The 19,817-nt window shown below is 66.1% G+C and carries 16 protein-coding genes; 8 read left to right on the forward strand and 8 right to left on the reverse strand.

The window, feature by feature from the left end:
- The first annotated feature begins 30 nt into the window (after nucleotides 1–30).
- Entirely contained in the window at nucleotides 31–1,083 is a 1,053-nt protein-coding gene (locus tag HZA32_20910) for a glycosyltransferase family 4 protein (GenBank protein ID MBI5426544.1), read from the forward strand.
- Here HZA32_20910 and HZA32_20915 read toward each other — a convergent pair.
- The gene (locus tag HZA32_20915) at nucleotides 1,075–2,136 is read right to left on the reverse strand and encodes a glycosyltransferase family 4 protein (protein ID MBI5426545.1); all 1,062 of its coding nucleotides are present in this window, start codon (nucleotides 2,134–2,136) and stop codon (nucleotides 1,075–1,077) included. The two genes, HZA32_20910 and HZA32_20915, sit on opposite strands and share 9 nt — an antisense overlap.
- Before the next feature lie 65 nt (nucleotides 2,137–2,201).
- On the opposite strand from HZA32_20915, the gene HZA32_20920 reads away from it, so the two are divergent.
- Nucleotides 2,202–3,461, forward strand: a complete 1,260-nt coding sequence (locus tag HZA32_20920; GenBank protein MBI5426546.1) for a hypothetical protein — start codon at nucleotides 2,202–2,204, stop codon at nucleotides 3,459–3,461.
- Here HZA32_20920 and HZA32_20925 read toward each other — a convergent pair.
- The gene (locus tag HZA32_20925; GenBank protein MBI5426547.1) at nucleotides 3,421–4,395 is read right to left on the reverse strand and encodes a glycosyltransferase; all 975 of its coding nucleotides are present in this window, start codon (nucleotides 4,393–4,395) and stop codon (nucleotides 3,421–3,423) included. The genes HZA32_20920 and HZA32_20925 overlap by 41 nt on opposite strands.
- A 116-nt stretch (nucleotides 4,396–4,511) precedes the next feature.
- On the opposite strand from HZA32_20925, the gene HZA32_20930 reads away from it, so the two are divergent.
- From HZA32_20930 to HZA32_20945, 4 genes are all read left to right on the forward strand, one after another.
- Entirely contained in the window at nucleotides 4,512–5,939 is a 1,428-nt protein-coding gene (locus HZA32_20930; protein ID MBI5426548.1) for an O-antigen ligase family protein, read from the forward strand.
- Nucleotides 5,940–6,001: 62 nt separating this feature from the next.
- Nucleotides 6,002–6,568, forward strand: coding sequence for a methyltransferase domain-containing protein (locus tag HZA32_20935; protein ID MBI5426549.1), 567 nt, complete (start codon nucleotides 6,002–6,004; stop codon nucleotides 6,566–6,568).
- Nucleotides 6,569–6,722: 154 nt separating this feature from the next.
- Nucleotides 6,723–7,874 (forward strand): rod shape-determining protein RodA, encoded by a 1,152-nt coding sequence (locus tag HZA32_20940; protein MBI5426550.1) that lies wholly within the window; start codon nucleotides 6,723–6,725, stop codon nucleotides 7,872–7,874.
- 129 nt (nucleotides 7,875–8,003) lie between these two features.
- A complete protein-coding gene (locus HZA32_20945) occupies nucleotides 8,004–9,737 on the forward strand; it encodes an Rne/Rng family ribonuclease (GenBank protein MBI5426551.1) in 1,734 nt (577 codons plus the stop codon).
- A gap of 133 nt (nucleotides 9,738–9,870) precedes the next feature.
- Here the strand turns inward: HZA32_20945 and HZA32_20950 are convergent, their stop codons facing one another.
- Both HZA32_20950 and HZA32_20955 read right to left on the reverse strand, forming a co-directional pair.
- Nucleotides 9,871–10,959, reverse strand: a complete 1,089-nt coding sequence (locus HZA32_20950; protein MBI5426552.1) for an alpha/beta hydrolase — start codon at nucleotides 10,957–10,959, stop codon at nucleotides 9,871–9,873.
- Nucleotides 10,960–11,033: 74 nt separating this feature from the next.
- Entirely contained in the window at nucleotides 11,034–12,659 is a 1,626-nt protein-coding gene (locus HZA32_20955; GenBank protein MBI5426553.1) for an MFS transporter, read from the reverse strand.
- On the opposite strand from HZA32_20955, the gene HZA32_20960 reads away from it, so the two are divergent.
- Entirely contained in the window at nucleotides 12,598–13,500 is a 903-nt protein-coding gene (locus HZA32_20960; protein ID MBI5426554.1) for a LysR family transcriptional regulator, read from the forward strand. The genes HZA32_20955 and HZA32_20960 overlap by 62 nt on opposite strands.
- A gap of 404 nt (nucleotides 13,501–13,904) precedes the next feature.
- Here the strand turns inward: HZA32_20960 and rrtA are convergent, their stop codons facing one another.
- From rrtA to HZA32_20980, 4 genes are all read right to left on the reverse strand, one after another.
- Complete coding sequence (rrtA, locus tag HZA32_20965; GenBank protein MBI5426555.1) at nucleotides 13,905–14,507, reverse strand: rhombosortase; 603 nt, start codon at nucleotides 14,505–14,507, stop codon at nucleotides 13,905–13,907.
- Nucleotides 14,508–14,546: 39 nt separating this feature from the next.
- Nucleotides 14,547–14,963, reverse strand: coding sequence for a hypothetical protein (locus HZA32_20970; protein ID MBI5426556.1), 417 nt, complete (start codon nucleotides 14,961–14,963; stop codon nucleotides 14,547–14,549).
- A 78-nt stretch (nucleotides 14,964–15,041) separates the two neighbouring features.
- Nucleotides 15,042–16,781 carry an immunoglobulin domain-containing protein gene (locus tag HZA32_20975; protein MBI5426557.1) on the reverse strand — a complete coding sequence of 580 codons (1,740 nt, stop codon included), beginning with the start codon at nucleotides 16,779–16,781 and terminating at the stop codon, nucleotides 15,042–15,044.
- Nucleotides 16,771–17,394 (reverse strand): hypothetical protein, encoded by a 624-nt coding sequence (locus HZA32_20980; GenBank protein MBI5426558.1) that lies wholly within the window; start codon nucleotides 17,392–17,394, stop codon nucleotides 16,771–16,773. Before HZA32_20980 ends, HZA32_20975 begins: the two co-directional genes overlap by 11 nt.
- 312 nt (nucleotides 17,395–17,706) lie before the next feature.
- Between HZA32_20980 and HZA32_20985 the strand changes: the two genes are divergently transcribed.
- Nucleotides 17,707–19,725: a type II secretory pathway, component PulD gene (locus tag HZA32_20985; GenBank protein ID MBI5426559.1), complete on the forward strand. Its 2,019-nt coding sequence runs from the start codon at nucleotides 17,707–17,709 to the stop codon at nucleotides 19,723–19,725.
- Nucleotides 19,726–19,817: the final 92 nt, after the last annotated feature.

The following is a 19,817-nucleotide window of genomic DNA, read 5'->3' on the forward strand; positions in this document are numbered from 1 at the left end:
CCGCGCTCGCGCCCCGATTCCAAGCCGAAGATGAAGCTCCTCGTTCTCGCCCAGACTCCCCCGCCGCTGCACGGCCAGAGTTTGATGGTCGAGACCGCCGTCCAAGGCCTGCCACGCCACGGCGTCGCGCTCTTCCACGTCAACCTCCGGCTCTCGCGCGGCCACGCCGACATCGGCGGCTGGCGCCTCGGCAAAGTCCTCGCGATCCTCGACGCCTGCTTCCACGCCATCGTCGCGCGCTTCACGGAAAACTGCGACACGCTCTACTACGTGCCCGCTCCGGCCAAGCGCGGCGCGCTCTACCGCGACTGGCTCGTGATGCTGCTCTGCCGGCCGTTCTTCCCGCGACTCGTGCTTCATTTCCACAACGGCGGCCTCGGCGCCTGGCTCGCGCAGGACGTCACCGGCTTCGAGCGCGCGATGACCCGCATTCTGCTGGGCCGCGCCGATCGCGCGATCGTGCTGACGCCCTCATTGCGGGCGGACGCCGCGGCCTTGCACGCGCGCCACATCGCGGTCGTGCCGAACGGTCTCGCGCTGCCGACCGTCGCGGCCGTTCCACGCGAGAACTTCGTCCTCTTCCTCGGTGCCGTCTCCGTCGAAAAGGGCGCGCTCGATCTTCTCGCTGCCGTGCGCCTGCTGAGGGCTCGAGGTGGCTCCGCGCACGTCGTCTTCGCCGGCCCAGTCGAGCCGGCGGTCCACGCCGCCCTCCAGCGCGCGCGCGTCGACGATCCCGGCATCTGCCGCGAAGCGGGCATCGTCCACGGCAAGACGAAAACCGATCTGCTGGCGCGCTGCGGCGTCGTTTGTCTGCCCACGCATTATCCGCACGAGGCCCAGCCGCTCGTCGCCCTCGAGGCCCTGGCCGCCGACGCCCCGATCGTCGCGACGCGCTGGCGCGGACTTCCCGAAACGTTGCCGCCCACGGTCAGCCTCGTCGCGCCCGGCGACATCATCGGTCTCGCCGCCGCCCTCGCGGCAACGCTGGCGACGCCGCCCCTCGCCGGAGCGCAACGCGAGTTTTTCGACGCGCGCTACACGCGAGAGCACCACCTCGCCGCCCTCGCGGCGGCGCTAAGCTAGCGCGGCATAGGCGGTCTTCCAGCGCACCCCGACCTCCTCGGCTCGCCAAGCCGAAGCGCGGATCGCCGCACGATCGAGGCGCTCCCACGCCCGAGTTTCCGCGATATCGCGAAGGCGTGCCGCCAGAGCCGACGCGTTGCCGGACTCAAAGAGCCAGCCGTTGACGCCGGGGCGGATGAGATCGAGGGAACCGCCGCCCGCCGCCGCGAGCACGGGCACGCCCGCCGCCAGCGCTTCCTGCACGGCCATCGAAAAAGGCTCCTGATCCGAAGCGCACACGAGCACGTCGATCGACCGCAGCAACCGCGCTGTGTCCGTCTCCGCCGGCCGCCAATGCACGACCGGACCGCTCAGGGCGCGCAACTCGCCCGCGTAACCGCCATCGGGCTCCGCGCCGATGTGTTCGAACACAACAGCGCGATCACCGAGTTCGCGGAGCGCTTCCGGCACCAACTCCCAACGCTTCCACCGCACCCGCGCGCCCGCACCGCCGAGACGCAGCACGCCCGGCACCGGCGCAGCAGGCGCGAGATCGAACCATCGACGCGTCACGCCGCCCGGCAGGCATTGCCCCCAACCTTCACCCGAGACGCCATAATAGCGCCGCATCGCGGGACTCAGCCACCACAGCCGCGCGCCCAAGCGCTGCGCCGCCCAGCGATAGAACCAACGGTGCCGCCCGTAGCAATGGACGCTCGCCACGACGCGCCGCTCGCCCCACGCGTGCAGCCACAAGGCGACGAGCAACCCCGCGCGCGAATGCCCGTGAAAAATCCGCCCCGGCTCCGCGCGCAGCCACGCCTGCACCTCGCGCGCCGCACGACGCGCACGCCAGAGATTCAGCGGCGAAATCTTCTCGCCGGCGAGTGGAGCGAACTCCGCCTGCGGCAGCGCCGGCGTGCGCGACTGCCGCGCCTCACGGTTCAGACCCAGCACGCTGTGGAACTGCGCTTCCTCCGCCAAGGCGCGGACGACGGACACGATGCCGCCCGCATCGTCATCGTAGCCGACGTAATGAAGCACCTCCGGAGACTGGCCAGCGCGAGCGATCAACGCCGGGCGATATTCTGGCTTCAGCCCCACGGCGCAATGCGCATATTCGCCCGACCGACTCCCTCATGCCGCGCCTTCCGGAAGATTTCCGCCAACGTCTGCTTCCGATCGCGCTTTCGCAGGGTGTCGGCGTGTTGTGCGGCGTCATTGGCGTTCGGGTTGCCACGCAGCTCGTGCCGCCCGCGCTCTACGGCCAATATGGCGTCCTGCTCTCGTTCGCCCCCCTTGGGCAATGGGTCGTGCACGCCGGTTTGGTGCGGTATGTGAATCGTCACTGGGCCGCGATGCCGGAGCGCTCGTCCGGCGCCGCCGCGCTCGTCGCGCTGGCCGTGCGGCGGTTGCCGTGGCTGCTGCTCGCCTGCGGGATCGCCGCGCTCTCGCTCGACGCGTGGAGCTGGGGCACCGCCACAGCCCTGCTGTTCGGCACCGCCGCGTTCCTGAGTTTCGGTGCATTCGCACAAGCGGCGCTGCAGGCCGATCGCTCTCACTGGCGCGATTTGGCGGCGAACACCGCGCTCGGCGTCACGCGCACTTTCCTGCCGTTGCTGCTTTTCGCCGCCACCGGCGTGGCGGTCGCGCTGCCTGCCGGACTGCTGTTGAGCGCCTTGAGTTTCGCCGCGGTGGCCGCGCTCGTGCTCGGGGTGATGCCGCGCCGGAGCGGACCGATGCTCGCACTGCCGCCGGCATACGTGGGAGCGCTGTTTCCGTTGCTCGCGCTGTCGGGATGGGCGCTGACCGGTGTGACGCGCTGGGTGGCGGCCGGTTTTCTGGCGTCGGAGACAGCGGGCTATTTCACTCTCGCGAACAACGTCGGCGCAATCCTGCCGGGCGTCTTCGTCGCCATCGCCATCCAATACGCCCAACCGGGCTGGTTCGCCCAACCGCATGCGACGATGGACGAGCGACGCGCGCTCCTGCGCCAAGTCGATCGCATGGCCGCGAAGTTCGTGATCGTGACGTTGATCGCTCTCGGCGCGCTTCATCTCGTCGCGCCCTGGCTCGTCGGCCCGCTCATTCATGAGAAATTCCGGCCGGCGATCGGCTACCTGTTTCCCGCCGGCTGCTTCGCGGTCGCGACCGCCACCGCCGCGTTTTATCAATCGCTGCTGCTGGCCGTGCGACGCGAGGATCGAATCGGCGGGATCGAAGTGGCCTTCTCGATCGGCCTGCTGGCGGCCGGCGCCGTCGCGGGCTGGGCCGGCGAGGCGTGGTTTCGCGCGTGGCTGATCGCCGCGCCGGCGTGGCCGTGGCTGTGCTACCGCACGCTCGCGCGACGCGCGTTGCTCAAGCCGGATGCACCCGCAGCGCCCGCACCGGGCCTTTGAAGAATAGCGCGGCGACCGTGCTTCGCTCGGCGGCGGGCGCGTTGCGCCACGCCTGGAACGCGAGCCGCAGCGCGGCCGCGACCGCTCGCGGACTTCGGTCGGATGCGAGCGAGCGCCGCGCGAGATAACCAGCCGGCGCGGCGAAATTCTCCGCGAGCGCCTGCGCCGCGACCGCCCGCGCGTGTTCGGCGGGCGGGATGTTCTCCGCGAGCGGCGGCAGCGGCCCTTCCTCGCTGCGCCCGGCGCGACGGCGCGCGGCCAGCAAGGCGATCGCGTGCCGGCTCTGCGCGATGAGCGTCGCATAGCGCTGGGTGGTCTGCGTCCCGTGCCAACGGTAGTGCAGCAGCGGCTCGGGCAGCACGGCGGCGCGCCAGCGCTCGCACACCCGCGCCTGAAAATCGAGGTCGCCCGCGTAGCGAAACTCCCGCCGCCACGGCGTCGCGACAAACAGCTCCCGCCGGCCCATGGCCAACGGGTTGATGAAGGGCGCGGCGTATTGCGAATAGCGGAGGAATTCCGCGCTGTCGTGCAGCGTGAAGAGCCGCCGGCCGAGCGGTTGGCCGGCCTCGTCGATCATCTCCGCCAGCGCGGACACGATCCCGAGCGACGGATCGCGGCGCAGGGCGGCGACCTGTCGCTCGAATCGCGTCGGATAGGAAAGATCGTCCCAGTCGTGAAACGCGATGAACTCCCCGCGCGCCGCGGCGACGCCGGCGTTCGTCGCCACGCCGATGCCTTCGTCGCGCGGGAGCCGCACCCACACCAGGCGCGGATCGCGGCCGGCCGGGCCGAGCTGTTCCGGCGTCGCGCCCGCGCCGTTGTCGACCAGCACGAGTTCGAAGTCCGACCACGTTTGCGCGAGCACACTCGCGATCGCCGACGGCAGATGGGGCGAGACGCGGTGGAAAACGAGCACGACGGACACAACGGGCATGCGGCGGCATTGTGCGGTTGGCCGAAGGACGGAGGCAAGTGGGTTCAAGTTTCTCCGAGATTGCAGCGGACTTGGCGTGCTCTTCACTGGCGGCGCCCCTGGCGATGAACCCGCAGTTGAAAAACTTCCTGATCGTGCTCGCGGCGTGCCTCGTCGCGATGTTCCTCGGGTGGAAGCTCGCGGAGGGCGAACACTTGTGGCCGGCGTTGGCCACGATCGTCGCCGGTGTCGCCGCGATCAACCGGCTCACCGGCCTGAGCGGCGACGTGGTTTTCCTCGGTGTCGTCGTCGCCGGATACATCGTGGGCAACCGCGGTTTCGCCCAGCTCCCGGTGCTCGGCAGTTTTCCGCTGCTGCCCGCGGAAGCCGCGTTGCTCGTCGCCGGCGCGTGGCGGGCCGTGGTGTGCGCGTTCGAACGCCGGTTGCCGGTCCGGCGCGACGGGTTGAACCGGCTGGTGCTGCTGTGGATGGTGGTGGGCACGGCGCGCGTGCTCTTCGACCTGCCGGAATACCGTTTTCTCGCCGTGCGCGACTACGCGATGGTTTACTACGCGGCGTTCTTCTTCATCGCGCAGCAAATGGCGGAGGACGCGAAGGCGCGGCGCTATCTGATCGGCGCGCTGGTGGTGGCGCTCGCCTTGCTGGTGCCGATCGGTCCGGCCTACGAGGCGTTTCCGGGGGTTTTCTGGTCGCTGGTGAGCGTCGGCGGAGCGCCGCTCATCTACTTCAAGGGCGACCTGCTGAACACGTTCCTCGGCGTCGCGGCGCTGCTGGTTTTTGTGGCGACGCCGCGCGCCGGCCGGAAATACGTGCTGCCGGTCACGGCCGCGGTTTTCGCGTATGTGTTGTTCGGCAACAATCGCGCCTCGGCACTGGCGCTGCTGGCGGCGGCGGGGCTGTTCGCCGCGGCGCGCCGGTGGCAATTTCCCGTCTGGCATTTCGGCGCGGCGGCGCTCGCCGGTGTGCTGGTGATCGGTGCTGCGCTGTTCACCGACAACGACTGGGCGCAGCGCAAGCTCGCCGGGGTCGGCGACCGTGTGGCCTCGGTGATCGATCCGGGCGGCGTGCGCGCGTATCGCAGCGAGGAGAGCGGAAACAAAGGCGACAACAACCGCTTCCGGCTAGTCTGGTGGCAAACGGTGGCGCGCGAGACGGTGGCGGCGAACCCGGTCTTCGGGCTCGGCTTCGGCTACGATCTGGCGGGCGGATTCGTGCGCGAGTATGCGCCGGATCTCGCCGACGAGTTCAGCACGCGCAGTCCGCACAATATGTTCATGACCGCTTTCGGGCGCATGGGATTGGTGGGCGCGGCGATCTGGGCGGGCATTTTTCTCCTGATCATCAGGCGCACGTGGCGGGCGCTCCGCGCCGACAACGAAATGCGCGCGGCGTTGTGGACGGCGGCCACCATGATCCTGGTCAGTTCGCTCTTCGGTGTGGTGCTTGAAGGGCCAATGGGCGCCGTGCCGTTCTGGGTGTTGCTGGGGTTGGCCAGCGACGAGCCCGAGCCGGAGACGCCGGAAACGGCGAGCGGAAAGCCGTGAAGCTCATCCATCGCATCTACGGCGCGGTTTCGCCGCTTTTCCGGCGGCGGCGATTGCGTTGGATGCAACGAGAGCTCGCGCTGCGGGATGGCGCGCGCCTGCTCGATGTCGGCGGGTATCCCTGGTGTTGGCCGCCCGGCGCGACGGCGGCGCGGGTCACGTTGCTGAACCGCGCATTTCCGGACGGCACGGCAGCGCAGGGCTTCACCTACATGACGGGGGATGGCTGCGCGCTGCCGTTCGGCGATGGCGAGTTTGACGCGGTTTTCTCCAACAGCGTCATCGAGCACGTCGGCACGTGGGAGCGCCAACAGGCCTTCGCCCGCGAGGCGCGGCGCGTGGGCCGGCGGTTGTGGGTGCAGACGCCGGCACGCGAGTTCTTCGTGGAGCCGCACCTGCTCGCGCCGTTCGTGCACTGGCTGCCGCGCCGGATGCAGCGCGGCTTGCTGCGCTGGTTCACGCCGTGGGGCTGGCTGACGCGGCCGACGCCGGCCGACGTGGATGCGTTTCTCGCCGAAGTGCGACTGCTCACGCGCGCGGAGATGCGGGAGCTGTTTCCCGACTGCGAAATCTTGACCGAACGCTTTCTCGGGCTGCCGAAAAGCTACATCGCGGTGCGCCGCCGCTGACGCGGCGCGCGGAAGATCGATTGCGCCATTGCGCGCGCGAGGGCGGCGCGTTTAATCGCGGCTCTTCCTCGTGAGAATCGCCCGCGTCACCGACCTCGCCCAGTTCTTCAAGCTCACCACGCGTGAGCGGTCGGACTGGATCAACCCCACCTGCATGGGGCTGCTGTCGACGTTCGGCGTGTTCTTCATCTATAGTGCGCAGGTCGCGAACGACGGCGACCAGTGGATGAAGCAGCTGTTCTACCTGCTGTTGGGCGGGATCATTTATGTCGGCACGTCGCTGCTGGATTACCGGCTGTGGCTGAAATACGCGCATTGGGTCTACTTCGCGGCATTGGTCGCGCTGGCGCTCGTGCTCATCCCGGGCATCGGCACAACGCACGGCATGGGCGCGCGGCGCTGGATCGAGTTGCCGGGCTGGTCGTTTCAGCCGTCGGAAGTGGGCAAGATCGCGGTGCTGTTCGTCACGGCTTCCATCCTGACCGGCAACCGTTTGGGCACGGTGCGCGACTCGCTGCAGGTGCTGATCAAGTTAGCCCTTGCGGTGGGTATACCCATGTTGTTCATAGTCGCGGAACCCGACCTCGGCAGCGCTCTCGCGATCGCGCCCATGGTCTTCGCTATGCTTTTCGTCTCCAACCTCTCGCTGCGTTTTTTTGCCGGGGCGTTGGCCGTGTTCGCGTTGCTCATCGGCGCCGTCGCGCTGGATGTGGCGAAATACGCGAACTACATGGACGAAAATGGGTTGGATTTTAACAACGACCGCGGCGCCTACGAGAAATCCACTTGGGCGCGCCTGCCGCTGAAGGACTACCAGCGCAACCGCGTGCTGGCGTTCTGGAATCCCGATCAATTCGACCGCACCGGCATCGGCTGGAACCAGGTGCAGTCACGCATCTCGGTCGGCTCCGGCGGCTTGGTCGGCAAAGGCTGGACCGAGGGCACGCAGGCGAAGCTCGGCTATCTGCCGCGCGCGGTCGCGCATAACGATTTTATCTTCTCCGTCATCGCGGAGGAGAAAGGTTTCCTGGGAAGCATTGCCGTCATCGGCTTGTTCGGAGTGTTGTTGTGGAACGGGGTCCGCATTGCCGGCCTCGCCCGCGACCGCTTCGGGATGCTGCTCGTCATCGGCGTTACCGCGCTGCTGTGCGTGCACATCTTTGTGAACATCGCCATGACCGTCGGCCTCGTGCCGGTGAAAGGCATCCCGCTTCCCTTCATCAGCTACGGCGGCACCTTTGTGCTCAGCTGCTGCTTGCTGCAAGGACTGGTCCAAAGCGTCTATCGATTCCGGAGGGACTTTTGATGTCAGCCTCCCCCGATATTGACCGCTTTGCCGGAATCTCCTGCGCGCAGCCGTCCCCCACCGAGGCGTCCGCCGACGTCAACCACACCCCACGGCACACGCCACACCATGAACGATCAGCCCACACCAATGGGCGCCCCGGAAGATACCCGGGACGCCGCCGCTCGCCATGAAGAGGAGCTCCAGCAGCCTCCGCCTCTGAAAAACAGCGAACCGGTCACGTCCGCCCAACTTAACGCCGAAGCCAAGGAACGCTCCACGCAGCGCCCGCTCCTCCAAAAGATCCTCAGCATCTTCCAAAAGGAAAAAGCGACCTTCCGCGAACTCGTCATCAACTCCGAACCCCTCGAGAAGCGCGTCGCGCTCCTCGTGAACGGCGTCCTCGATCGCTTCGAAATCGAGCGCGAGTCCGACAACCGCATGGTCGGCGGCATCTACAAGGGCCGCATCAAGAACCTCGACCCCGGCCTCAAGGCCGCGTTCGTCGACATCGGTTACTCGAAGAACGCCTTCCTCCACTACTGGGACATGCTCCCCGCCGCCGCCGACTCGTCGGTCGAAGTCGTGCGCGTGAACAAGAAGAAGAACGCCGAGCCGCGCAAAACCGAGCCGACGGTCAAAGACATCCCGAACCTCTATCCTCCGGGCAGCGAGATCGTCATCCAGGTCACCAAGGGCCCCATCGGCACCAAGGGCCCGCGCACGACGACCAACCTCTCCATCCCCGGCCGCTACCTGATCCTCACGCCGTTCTCCGACGGCTGCGGCATCTCCCGCAAAATCGAGGACCAGGCCGAGCGTAAGCGCCTCAAGACGCTCATCAACGAGCTCACGATCCCCGAAGGCATGGGCGTCATCGTCCGCACCGCCGGCGAGGGCAAGAAAGCCCGCTACTTCGTCCGCGATCTCCACCTGCTCCTCAAGAAGTGGGAAGAGATTCAGCGCAAGATGGAGAACGACCGCGCCCCCGCGTGCCTCTACCAGGAGCCCGACATCGTCGAGCGCACCGTCCGCGACTTCCTCACCGAGGACATCGACCGCGTGCTCATCGACAACGAGGCCGACTTCAAACGCACGCAGGACCTCGTCTCGCTCATCTCGTCGCGCTCACGCGGCAAGATCGCTTACTACAAGGACAGCATCCCGGTCTTCGAACGCTACAACATCGAGCGCCAGATCGAGCAGACCTTCCAGCGCCGCGTCACGCTGCCCTCCGGCGGCGAAATCGTCATCGACGAGACCGAGGCCCTCATCGCCATCGACGTCAACACCGGCTCCCACAAGAGCCGCAGCGGCGACGAGAAGAACACGATCTTCCAGGTGAACATGGAAGCGGCCGCCGAAATGGCGCGCCAGATCCGGCTCCGCAACATCGGCGGCCTGATCATCATGGACTTCATCGACATGAAGGAGCGCCGCCACCGCCAATCGGTCTACGACAAGATGGTGGAGCTCATGTCGGAAGACAAAGCCAAGACCCACATCCTGCCCATCTCGCAGCTCGGCATCATGCAGATGACGCGCCAGCGCCAGCAGGAGTCGCTCTCGGCCAATATCTACACCGGCTGCCCGTATTGCCACGGCCGCGGCATCGTGAAGAGCGCGACTACTATGTCCGTCGAACTCCAGCGCCGCCTCTCGTCCGTCGCGCGCCGTCTGCAGAATCGCAAGGACAACAAGGAGTATTCGCTCCGCGTGCACGTCCACCCGTCGATCCTCGAACGCCTCCGCGCCGAAGACGCCGACCTGCTCGTGCGCATGGAGAAATTGTTCGGAGTGAAACTGGCCTTCCGCGCCGACCCGAACTACCACGTCGAGAACTTCAAAATCATCAACGCGCTCACGAACGAAGAGTATCGCTGAGCAGTTCCCGCGAAAATCGCGTCCCCTTTCCGGCGCCGGCTCCTTGCGAGCCGGCGCTTTTCTTTTGCTCGGATTGCACGCAGCACGAATCGCTGCGCCGCGCCCGAGCCGAACCCCATCGCGCTGGGCGCACCTACTTGACCGTCAGCGGGCGCACCTGCCGCGCCAGTTCCTCGCCGAACTTCCCGGCGTGGCTCCAAACCGCGAAATGTCCGCCGTGCTCGATTCGCACGAGTTCCTTCCGCGGCGCCTGAATCGTTTGGAAATACTCCTCCGCCAGCGCCAGCGGCGTCACGTGATCTTCCGTTCCTTGAAGCAGCACCACCGGCACCGCGAACTCCACGCCGAGCGTCGCGAGGTTCGTGCTGAGGATGTCGCGATACAATTCCCAGGTCGGCACGACCGCGAACCCGCGCATGCGATTCCATTCGTCGCCGAGCGAGTAGTTCGGCACCGGCGAGAGCAGGCTGCGCTGCAGCTCGATCATCGCTGCGGAGTCAGCGGCTGCCTGATAGCGTTCGGCGCATTGGAAGAAAGCGCCCGCCTGTTTCAGGTTCGAGAAAGGCGGCTGGCCAATCGCGGTCAACTCGCGGAGCGTTCGAACATCCTGCGCCGCCTTCGCGGAAGCGAGCAGGCGCTGGTATTCCATCGCGAGGCTGCGCGGCAAATCGGCGGCCTGACCCGTGCCGACGAAAACAGAGAACAGCTCCGGGCGGCGCTTCACCATGTTCACCCCGAGGATTGAGCCGAACGAATGCCCGAGCAGCACGATCTTCTCCTTCCCGAGCCGGCGGCGAAGATGCTCCGTAACCTCGATGCCGTCTTGGGTCATGCGTTCGATCGTCATCGTCGGCGCGATGCCGGGACCGGTGGCGCCGAGTGTCTTGCCCGCGCCACGCTCGTCCCAGAGCACGACCGTGAAATCCTTTTCCCAACTCGCGAACAGGCGCGTCACCGGAATCCACGTGCCGCCCGGCCCGCCGTGCACGCAGAGCAACACGGGGTTGTCTCGATCCTGCCCGCGAATCTGGAGCCATTGCTTGATGCCGCCGATCTCGACGTAGCCAGCTTCGTCGATGCCGCGAGCAGTCGTAATGGCGAACGCCTTCTCGTTTGCGCGCTGACGAATGGTGCGCAGAGTGAACAAGGCCGTAAGACCGAGAACGAGGATCGCCACGACGGCGATGAGGGCGAATTTGGCGAATTTGAGGAGACGACGCATGGAACAGTTGGGGTCGGGGATGGCGTGGGTCTCCGCGAACGCGGTGCGCCGTGGAGCGTGGAGGGGCGGAGCTACTAGGACGATTTCGGTGCTATTGGCGACAACGGAGCGAGCGGCTCCGCAGCCGGGTTTGTATTCGCCGAGAGGTTGGGGACGCCGGATGCGCGCAGACTCAGCGCGAGCGCCGCGACGATGAAGGCGGTCGCGGCCGCGAATGTCGCGCGAGTGGCGAAGCCCACGGACTCCGGGCCCGGCGACGCCGCGCGCTCCGCGGCGAACGCGAACACGCCGCCCAGAAACGAGGCGCCGGTCAGGAGACCGAGGTTGCGCGAGAGGTTCAACACGCCCGCGATCAATCCGCGCTGCTCCCGTCCCGCCGCGCGCATCACCGCCGTATTGTTAGCCGTCTGAAATACCGCGTATCCCGCCGTCATCACGGCGACAGGTATCACGTAACCAATCACGCCAGACCTTTCGGGCAAAAGCGCGAGCGCGAGGCATCCGGTAGCCGCGACGCCGAGTCCTCCGATCGTCGTCTGCCGCGTGCCGATCCGATCCACCCAGCGGCCCGCCGGTCCGGCAACAAGCGCCGCCATCACCGGACCGACCGCCAGCACCAAGCCCATCGTCCCGGCGCGAACCTCGAGCGCCTGCGCGAGATAAAACGGCCCAACCACCAGTGTGGACATCATCACCGCGCCAACGAGCAGGCTCATCGTCAGACCTCCCCGCAACGCGCCGTCCCGGAGCAGCTCCATTGTCAGCCATGGCGACGTGCTTCGTCTCTGCGTGCGCACGAATAGCGCCGCGCCCACCGCGGCGAGCGCGAGCAGGGCGAAATTGGCCGCGCCGAAACCGCTGCGCTGCCGCGTGAGGGCGAGTGCGTAAGCCGCAAGGCTCGCCGCCAGCAGCAAAGTGCCCCACGCATCGAAATCATCCCGTCGTGCCGCTCGCGCGAAACGATCGGCCGGCAGCGAGCGCACGAGCAGGATCCACGTCGCCGCCCCCAGCGGGACGCTGGCCAGGAATATCGCCCGCCAGCCAAACGCCGCGATCAACAGGCCGCCGAGCGCCGGCCCCAGCGCCGTGCCGATGGCCGACATGCTACCGAGCAATCCCATCACGCGCCCGGCTTTTTCCGTGGGTGCGAGCTCACCGATGAGTGCCACGCTGAGCGCCATCATCGCCGCGGCGCCGATCCCTTGGAAAAACCGAAAACCGATCAACCACCCCAGCGAGGAAGCGAACGCGCACGCGCCGGCCGCGACCGTGAACAGCGCCACGCCGGAAAGCAGCAGCCGCTTGCGTCCCACGATATCCGCCAGCCGGCCGACGCTCACGATCAGGGTCGTGATGGCCAACACGAACGAAATGACCGTCCATTGCACCGCTTGTGTCGACGCGCCGAAAACCCGGCTCAGCGTCGGCAGCGCAACGTTGACGATGCTGGTGTTGAACGTCGACAGCAGCACGGCCAACGAGAGTCCCGCGAGAGCGGCGATGCGCGTGCGGTCGGGCGACTTGGTCGTGGAATTCACTCCGCGAGCATAACCGAATTGCCACACCGGCGGAACGCGCGCCGGATGCACTTTATGAGTGCACGCGACGCCGGGCCGGCCGATAGTCACGCCGCCGTCGATGACCCACCCCGACCTCAACCTGCTCGTGGCATTGGATGTGTTGCTGGACGAAGGAAACATCGCGCGGGCCGCGAAACGGCTGCGCCTGAGTCCGTCCGCCATGAGTCGCACGCTCGCGCGCCTGCGTGCGACGACCGGCGACCCGTTGCTCGTGCGCGCCGGGCGCGGACTGGTCCCCTCGCCTCGCGCGCTCGAGCTCCGCGCGCAAACCGGACCGCTGGTCGAGCAGGCCCTCCGGATGTTGAGCCCGGCGGTGAGTGCAGTTCGCCCTGACGTGCGCCGGACGTTCACGATTCGAACCAGCGACGGCTTCGTGGAGAATTTCGGCGCGGCGCTGCTGGCGGCGATCGCAGCGGAAGCGCCGGGCATCACGATTCATTTTGTCCAGAAGGTGACCCGCGACGGCGCGCTGCTCCGCGATGGCACCGTGGATTTCGAAACGGGCGTCGTCGGCGCCGATCTCAGCCCCGAGATTCGGACCGTCGCGCTCTTTCGCGATCGACTGGTCGGCGTCGTGCGCGCGAACCACCCACTTGCCCGGGGCAGGATCACGACTCCGCGCTACCTTGCCGCCCGGCACATCCTCGTCTCGCGCGGCGAGAAGGAAAAGGGCCCGGTCGACGCGGATCTCGCTGCGCTCGGACTGGAGCGCCGCATCGGAACGATCCTCACCGGTTTCGCCGCCGCGCTCACGCTCACCCGATCCACCGATCTCGTCGCGACAGTGCCGGAGCGCCACACGGCCGCTCTGCGCGCCGGGCTGCACACCTTCGCGCTACCATTCCGCACCCGACCGCTGACTGTCTCACTACTCTGGCATCCACGCATGGACGCAGATCCTGCGCACCGCTGGCTGCGCGAGAAAATCCGCGACGTGTGCGCTTCAGCTCCAGCGAAGTAGCGCAACCGCACGCGGCCTCAATGCGACACGCGACAGCTTCGACAACACTCCGCCGACGATACCAGGCGAAGAAATGTTCACGGAGCTGTCCGAACTCAGGCGGAAATTGGTGCTGCTCTCCGCCCCGTGTAGATTCGGGGCGCGTATTGGCTGATGCCCGCACACTCGCCGTTTCCTCGCGGGCTGGTTCCGTCCGAAAGCCGTGAAAAACAGAGGCGAGTTCTTCGTTCTTCAGCGGCGCATCGACGCAAATGCCGACCGTCAGCGTCGCAGGGAGAGCGACCCTTTCCCATCGACGCGCATGTCTCCGGGAGGCTCGCAGAGCAGGGAGTAGTTCACGTCGCTGAATCATCTTACCCGTTCACCGCAGCGCGCTCGGGCTCCGCTTGCCGCCGGCTGGATGTTCAGGACGTCTGCCGTCGCGACCGTTGCACGCACACGGCAGCGATCCACGCCACGAGGGCATACGCCACCGCAGCCAGGTGCGCGCTGGTGGCGACCTTGACGTTGGCGTCGTCGAATTCGATGAAGCCGCCACCGCGGCCGCCTTTCCAAATTTCGTAACCCAGCTCGACGACGTAGATGAGCACGATCGCGGGCCAGAACCAGTCGCGGAGATCGCCTTTCCAGCCGCGCGCCGCCAGGAGCAGCAACAAGCCGAGGTTCAGCGCGCTCAAACCGGCGTAGCGAACCATCGTCGGATCGAACCAGTATAGCACCGCGCAAATCACCGGCGGCATCGCGAGCAGGCCGATCCAGCTGTCGCGGGGAAATTCCCGGCCCAGCGTCCAGCCGATGATCAACAACAACCCGCCATCGGCCACGAAGTGGGGCCAGCCGAAGTGCACGATCTGCGCGGTCCAGATGCGCCACAATTCGCCGTGCGCCACCGCGGTGCGGTCGTAGATCAGCACCTCGCGCCACGCCGGCACGAGCTGCACGACGAGGGCGCAAAGAAAAGCCGCCGTGTAGAACCACGGCGGCGTCCCGATGCGGCGCAGAAGCATAAGTGCGTGTCCCGAACCGGCCAAATTCGCCACCGCGGCCTATCTTTCAGATTCCGGGGGACCGAAAGGAGGTTCGTCGGGCGGAGGTTCGTTGGGCGGAGAAGGCGGATTTTCGTAATCAGGATCGTAGAACAGATCATCGCGAGCAATGCTGCCGTCGGCGTTTCTCTCGATGACCTGATACCACCAAGTCCGCTCGCCGTTCGCGCCAAGATTCGCTAAAGTAACAGAGGTTGATGGCAAGAGTTTCACCCAACCGTCAGTGAACACCCACGGTTCCCATTCGAGGCCAGGGCACCAGAATATCTCTCGCGCAACGATGGAGTCCACATAGGCAGTGCCGGATAGAGCGATCACACGCCAGTCGCTCAACGTTACACCCTCGGCATCCAGCGCTGTCAGCCGTGTGTTTACCGACAGATAATGACGCTGCTGACCGACAGAGGCAAACGCCATGTGCGCCAAACCAAATCCCACAAATAGGGCAACGCACCGGCCCAAATCCCAAGTTCGCGTCTTCATAATTGCACCCAATCAGGGCTTATTCGATGCCTGCAAACCAACTGTTCGCACCGCGTTTGTAACGAGGAGCAAAGCGATGATAACACCAAACCAAGCACTCGGCGCACCGCCGCCACCACCGCCGCCGCCCGAGGAGGGCGCGGGCGCAAGCGTATTCACGGTGAGCGTGGCGGCACTGCTCGTGACCGAGCCGGCGCTATTGGTGACCGTCACAGTGTAGCTGCCGGCGTCGGCCGTGGTGGCACTCGAGATCGTGTAGGTCGCGCTGGTGGCGCCGTTGATCGCGGTGCTGTTCTTCAACCATTGATATGTCGGGGCGGGCGTGCCAGTGGCCGTGACGCTGAAGCTCGCGCTGCCGCCGGTGGTGACCGTGGCGCTTTGCGGTTGGGCGGTGATCGTCGGTGCTGTGGCCGCGGGATTCACGGTGAGCGTGGCGGCATTGCTCGTGACGGAGCCAGCGCTGTTCGTGACTGTCACGGTGTAGCTGCCGGCGTCGCCCGATTGCACGTTGGTGAGGTTCAGAGTGGCGCTCGTCGCGCCGCTAATCGCAGTGCTCCCTTTGAGCCATTGATAAGTAGGCGCGGGATTGCCGGTCGCGGTGACACTGAAACTGGCATTGCCGCCCGCAGTGACCGTGACGGCTTGCGGCTGTGAGGTGATGGTGGGCGCAACCGCGGTGTTGGATGGCGAGAAAGTGAGGTTCAGGCTCACGTTGCCCCACTCGCCGTTCCAGCCGTCGGCCGCGAAGTAGTAGGTCGTGCCGCCGACGACGTTGAAGGTGATCGTGCTGGTGCGGATGACGCCCGACTGCACGTCGTCATTGCTCGCAAGCTGCGTCAGCGCGCTCACGGAGGTGCCAGTGTAGGCGCCGAGGAGCGTGTCGAAATTGCTGCCGGCGGTCGTGACGGTAAGCGAACCGGACGCGGTGGCGTTCCATTTCCACCAGACGGAGGAGCCACCGGCCTCATTGGGCGCGTGGTTGGGTTCGCCGGTTTCCTTTGTGGCGTAATTGTTGGCTCCCGTGACCGTGACGGCGTTGTTGGTCAGCGTGAGGGCGAGGGCATTGGCGAAGTTGTCGTTGGCGGGGCGGTTCACTGAAGTGGACGTGCCGTAGAGTGACTGCGCGCCGGCGACGTCGTCGCTTTGCTGCGTGTCGATGTTGCTAACGTGGCTGTTCATGACCGCCGAAACGGTCTGCACCGGACTCGCCTCGTCGGGGTGGTCGAGACCGAGGACGTGGCCGAGTTCGTGGATCGCAACGCGCCGGAAATCGATGGTCGTGCCCTGACGGTTGCCCCTATAAGAATCCCAAGTGCGGGCATTGTTGAACACGATATCGGATTCCAACCGGCGATACGTGCCATCGCCCTGCACCGCGGTGGACCGATAGGAGGTCGTGATCGCGATGGTATCAGTTCCGAACGCCTCACCGTAGACGTCCGCAGCGAAGAAGCTTTGATTGTAGCCGTCGCCCTTTTGGGTCGGAGCGCCTTCGGCCTCGATGTTGCCGGAGAGCTGCACGCTGCCGATCACGGCATTCCATGATTTCTCCGCTTCCAGGAAGCTCGTGCTGAAATTCGTGCCGTCCTGCAAGGTTCGGCTCGTGCCCACTTTCACGTCGAAGAACACCGTGCCCGGGGTCCACTTCACCGTGCGACCGTTGTCGGTGATGAGGACGTAAGCGCTCGCGCTCGCAGCGAACGCAAGCAGCCCAAGCAGGACGAAGAAGCGAAGACGCAGATTACTTTGCACGGCTCAGCCCTCCTTCCTTCCCGGCCGCACGTGCTTCCCGCACGCTCTGGATAAACTCTGCCGGCGTCAGTGCGTCATCAGCCGTGCGGAGCCGGCTGAGCATCATGGCTGTCTTGCCTCCCGCGAGGGGAAGCCCGACTTCGGCAGTCGATGAGAGCGGGACGCTATTAGCGCGGGCGATGTATTCGCGTCCGAGCTTCTTGTCGAACTTCACCGGGTAGATGCCGTGCATGACTCCCTTGAGCGGGTAGAAGTTGGTGCCGTTGCCCTTCACAAAGAGGATATGCTCATCGCCGACCGTGAACGCCGGCACGCCCTCCACCCGAAGCTCGCGTCCATCGGAAGTCTGGCCGCCGAGCACGCGGAGCACTACTTTCGCCGGAGGGGTGCCGGCGACCACGTCGCGCACCTCGACCTCTACATGCGTGAACGGCACTTCGCGGCCCTCGCGCACGACGATCTCATTTCGGAGACTCTTGATGCGACCACGCACGACATAGTCAGAGTCGGCCGCGAGGTCGGCGAAATCCGGCGGCACGACCGTGGTGGCACGCGACACGCCGACTACCGTCAACACGGCCGCGCACAGGAGCAAGGTTCGCAGGGAACGCATGGGGAATAAGGAGCCGGCTCGGCGTGCGCTTGCGCGCTTCCAGACCGGGTTTTTTAGGACAGGGTAACAGGTATTCACTTGGAAGTGACTCGCGCGTCGAGTCGCCGGGCCCGAAGACGAAATAACCGCATGTTTTTGTCCGCCGCAAGCGCAGGTTGTTCCTCGTTGGCCGTCGGTCGGGACGAGTCGCTCATTCTCCGGGATGGACGCGGGCCTTGCCTTCGACGCGACCGCCGTTTCAACTCTTCGCCTGCAACTTTTCGACGTGGGCCACGTCACACGACTAATCTCCGCCGCCACGCGGCACCCCGCATGAAGCAACTTCTCTCCCGCCTCGCCGCTGGCGCGCTCACCCTGAGCGTCGCCCTTTCGTCGCTCCCGGCGCAACCCGCCCCGACCGTCCCGGCGCCCGCGAACCTCCCCGCCACCGGCAACGTCGGGCCGATCGATCTCCGCGAGGAAAGCATCGACCAAGTCATCGCCCTCGTCGAGCGGCTCACCGGCAAGACTGTCCTGCGCCCGCAGGCACTCCCAGCCGCCACCATCACGGTGCATCTCAAAGAGAGCGTCACGCGTGAAGAAGCCATCCGCGCGCTCGAAACGCTGCTCGCCCTCAACGGCGTGGCCCTCACCCCGATGGATGCCCACTACATCAAGGTGACAGCCCTCAACATGGCCAAATCCGAGGCGCCGGAACTGATCGAAGGCTCCACCCTCGCCCTCCCGCCCAGTGGCCGCCTCGCCGCGAAAATCTTCCAGCTCTCCTTCCTCCGCGTCGCCGAGTTCATGCCGCAGATCGCCGGCCTGCTCTCGCCCAACACCGGCAGCCCGCCCGTCATCTTCGAAAAAGCCAACGCCGCGCTCATCACCGATTCGATCAGCAACCTCCAGCGCATCGAAACGCTCCTGAACCGCCTCGATCAGCCCGCGCTCACCGGTCTCACGCCGAAGTTCTACACGTTGCAATACGCCAAGGCCTCCGACGTCGTGAACAAGATGCGCACCATCCTCTCGGGCGCGCTCCAGTCGCAAATCGGCACCGCCACCAGTTACAACGCCGACGACCGCACCAATCAGGTCATCGTCATCTCCGACCCGCGCCAGGTCGCCTTCTTCGACGACCTCATCGCCAAGCTCGACGTCAAATCCGACCCGAACACCCGCAACGAGGTCATCTACCTCAAGCACGCCACCGCCAAGGACGTCGCTCAAATTCTCTCGCAGCTCGTCACCGGCCAGAACAACGCCGCCCGCGCCCAGGAATCCGGCCGGCCCAACGTCGTCACCGCGGCGCCCGTTCCCGCCCCCGGCGGCGCACCTGCGCCCGCCGCGACCATCGTCAACGTCGCCGGCGCGCCCAATCTCCTCGAGCCGTCCAACCAGTTCAGCGCGCTCCTCACCATCCTCGCCGAAGAGCGCACCAACGCCATCGTCGTCTCCGGCACCGTCGATGACATCCGCCTCATCAACGACCTCGTTGCAAAGATCGACCTCCTCCTCGCCCAAGTCCGCATCGAGGTCGTCATCGCCGAAGTCACGCTCGGCGACGAGGCCACCTCCGGCATCAGCGCCCTCGGCCTGAAAATCGACAAGGACAAGCTCGTTGGAGGCTCCTTCGCGATGGCCGGCGCGTCCAGCAGCGCCGTCACGGGCACGCGCCAGCCGACCGGCGACGTCGACCTCGCCGCCGAAATCGCGCTCACCTCCACGCCGCGCAAGAGCAACGCCACCATCCTCTCCGTGCCGAACATCATCACGACACACAACAAGGAGGGCAAAATCTTCGTCGGCGAACAGCGACCCACCATCAGCAGCTACCTCAACGACTCCACGGGCACGAACACATCCAACTCCGGCTATCGCTCCACCGTTTCCTACAAGGACATCGGCATCGAACTCACCGTGAAGCCGCTCATCGGCACCGACGGTTCCGTGCAGCTCGAGATCAAGCAGGAGGTGAATGACATCCTCGGCGAGATCACCATCGACGGCAACCAGCAGCCCCGCATCGGCCGCCGCTCGACCAATTCCTTCGTCTCCGTCAAGAGCGGCGACATCGTCGTTCTCGGCGGCCTGCAGCGCACGACAAAATCCAAGAGCACCTCGCGCCTCGGCCCCATTCCGTTCCTCGGTGACCTGCTCGGGACCCGGAAGCGCGAGGACACGCGCACCGACCTCGTGTTTTTCCTCCGTCCCACCGTTCTCAACAACACCGCGTCCGACAACGCCCCGGCGCTCCAGCAGATCGACAAGCTGCCCAAGAAGGATCGCGACCCCATCCGCGAAGCCATCGGCCAGCCCCTGCCGGACCCGAAGAAGAAATCCCGCTGACCATGTCCGCGACCACGGTTTCGCCGTCTTCGAGGTGGAGCGCATTGACCTCAATGCGCTCAAACGCCCGCCCGCTTCGCCCGTCCTCGAAC

Source organism: Opitutia bacterium (assembly GCA_016217545.1).
GTDB lineage: Bacteria > Verrucomicrobiota > Verrucomicrobiia > Opitutales > Opitutaceae > Didemnitutus.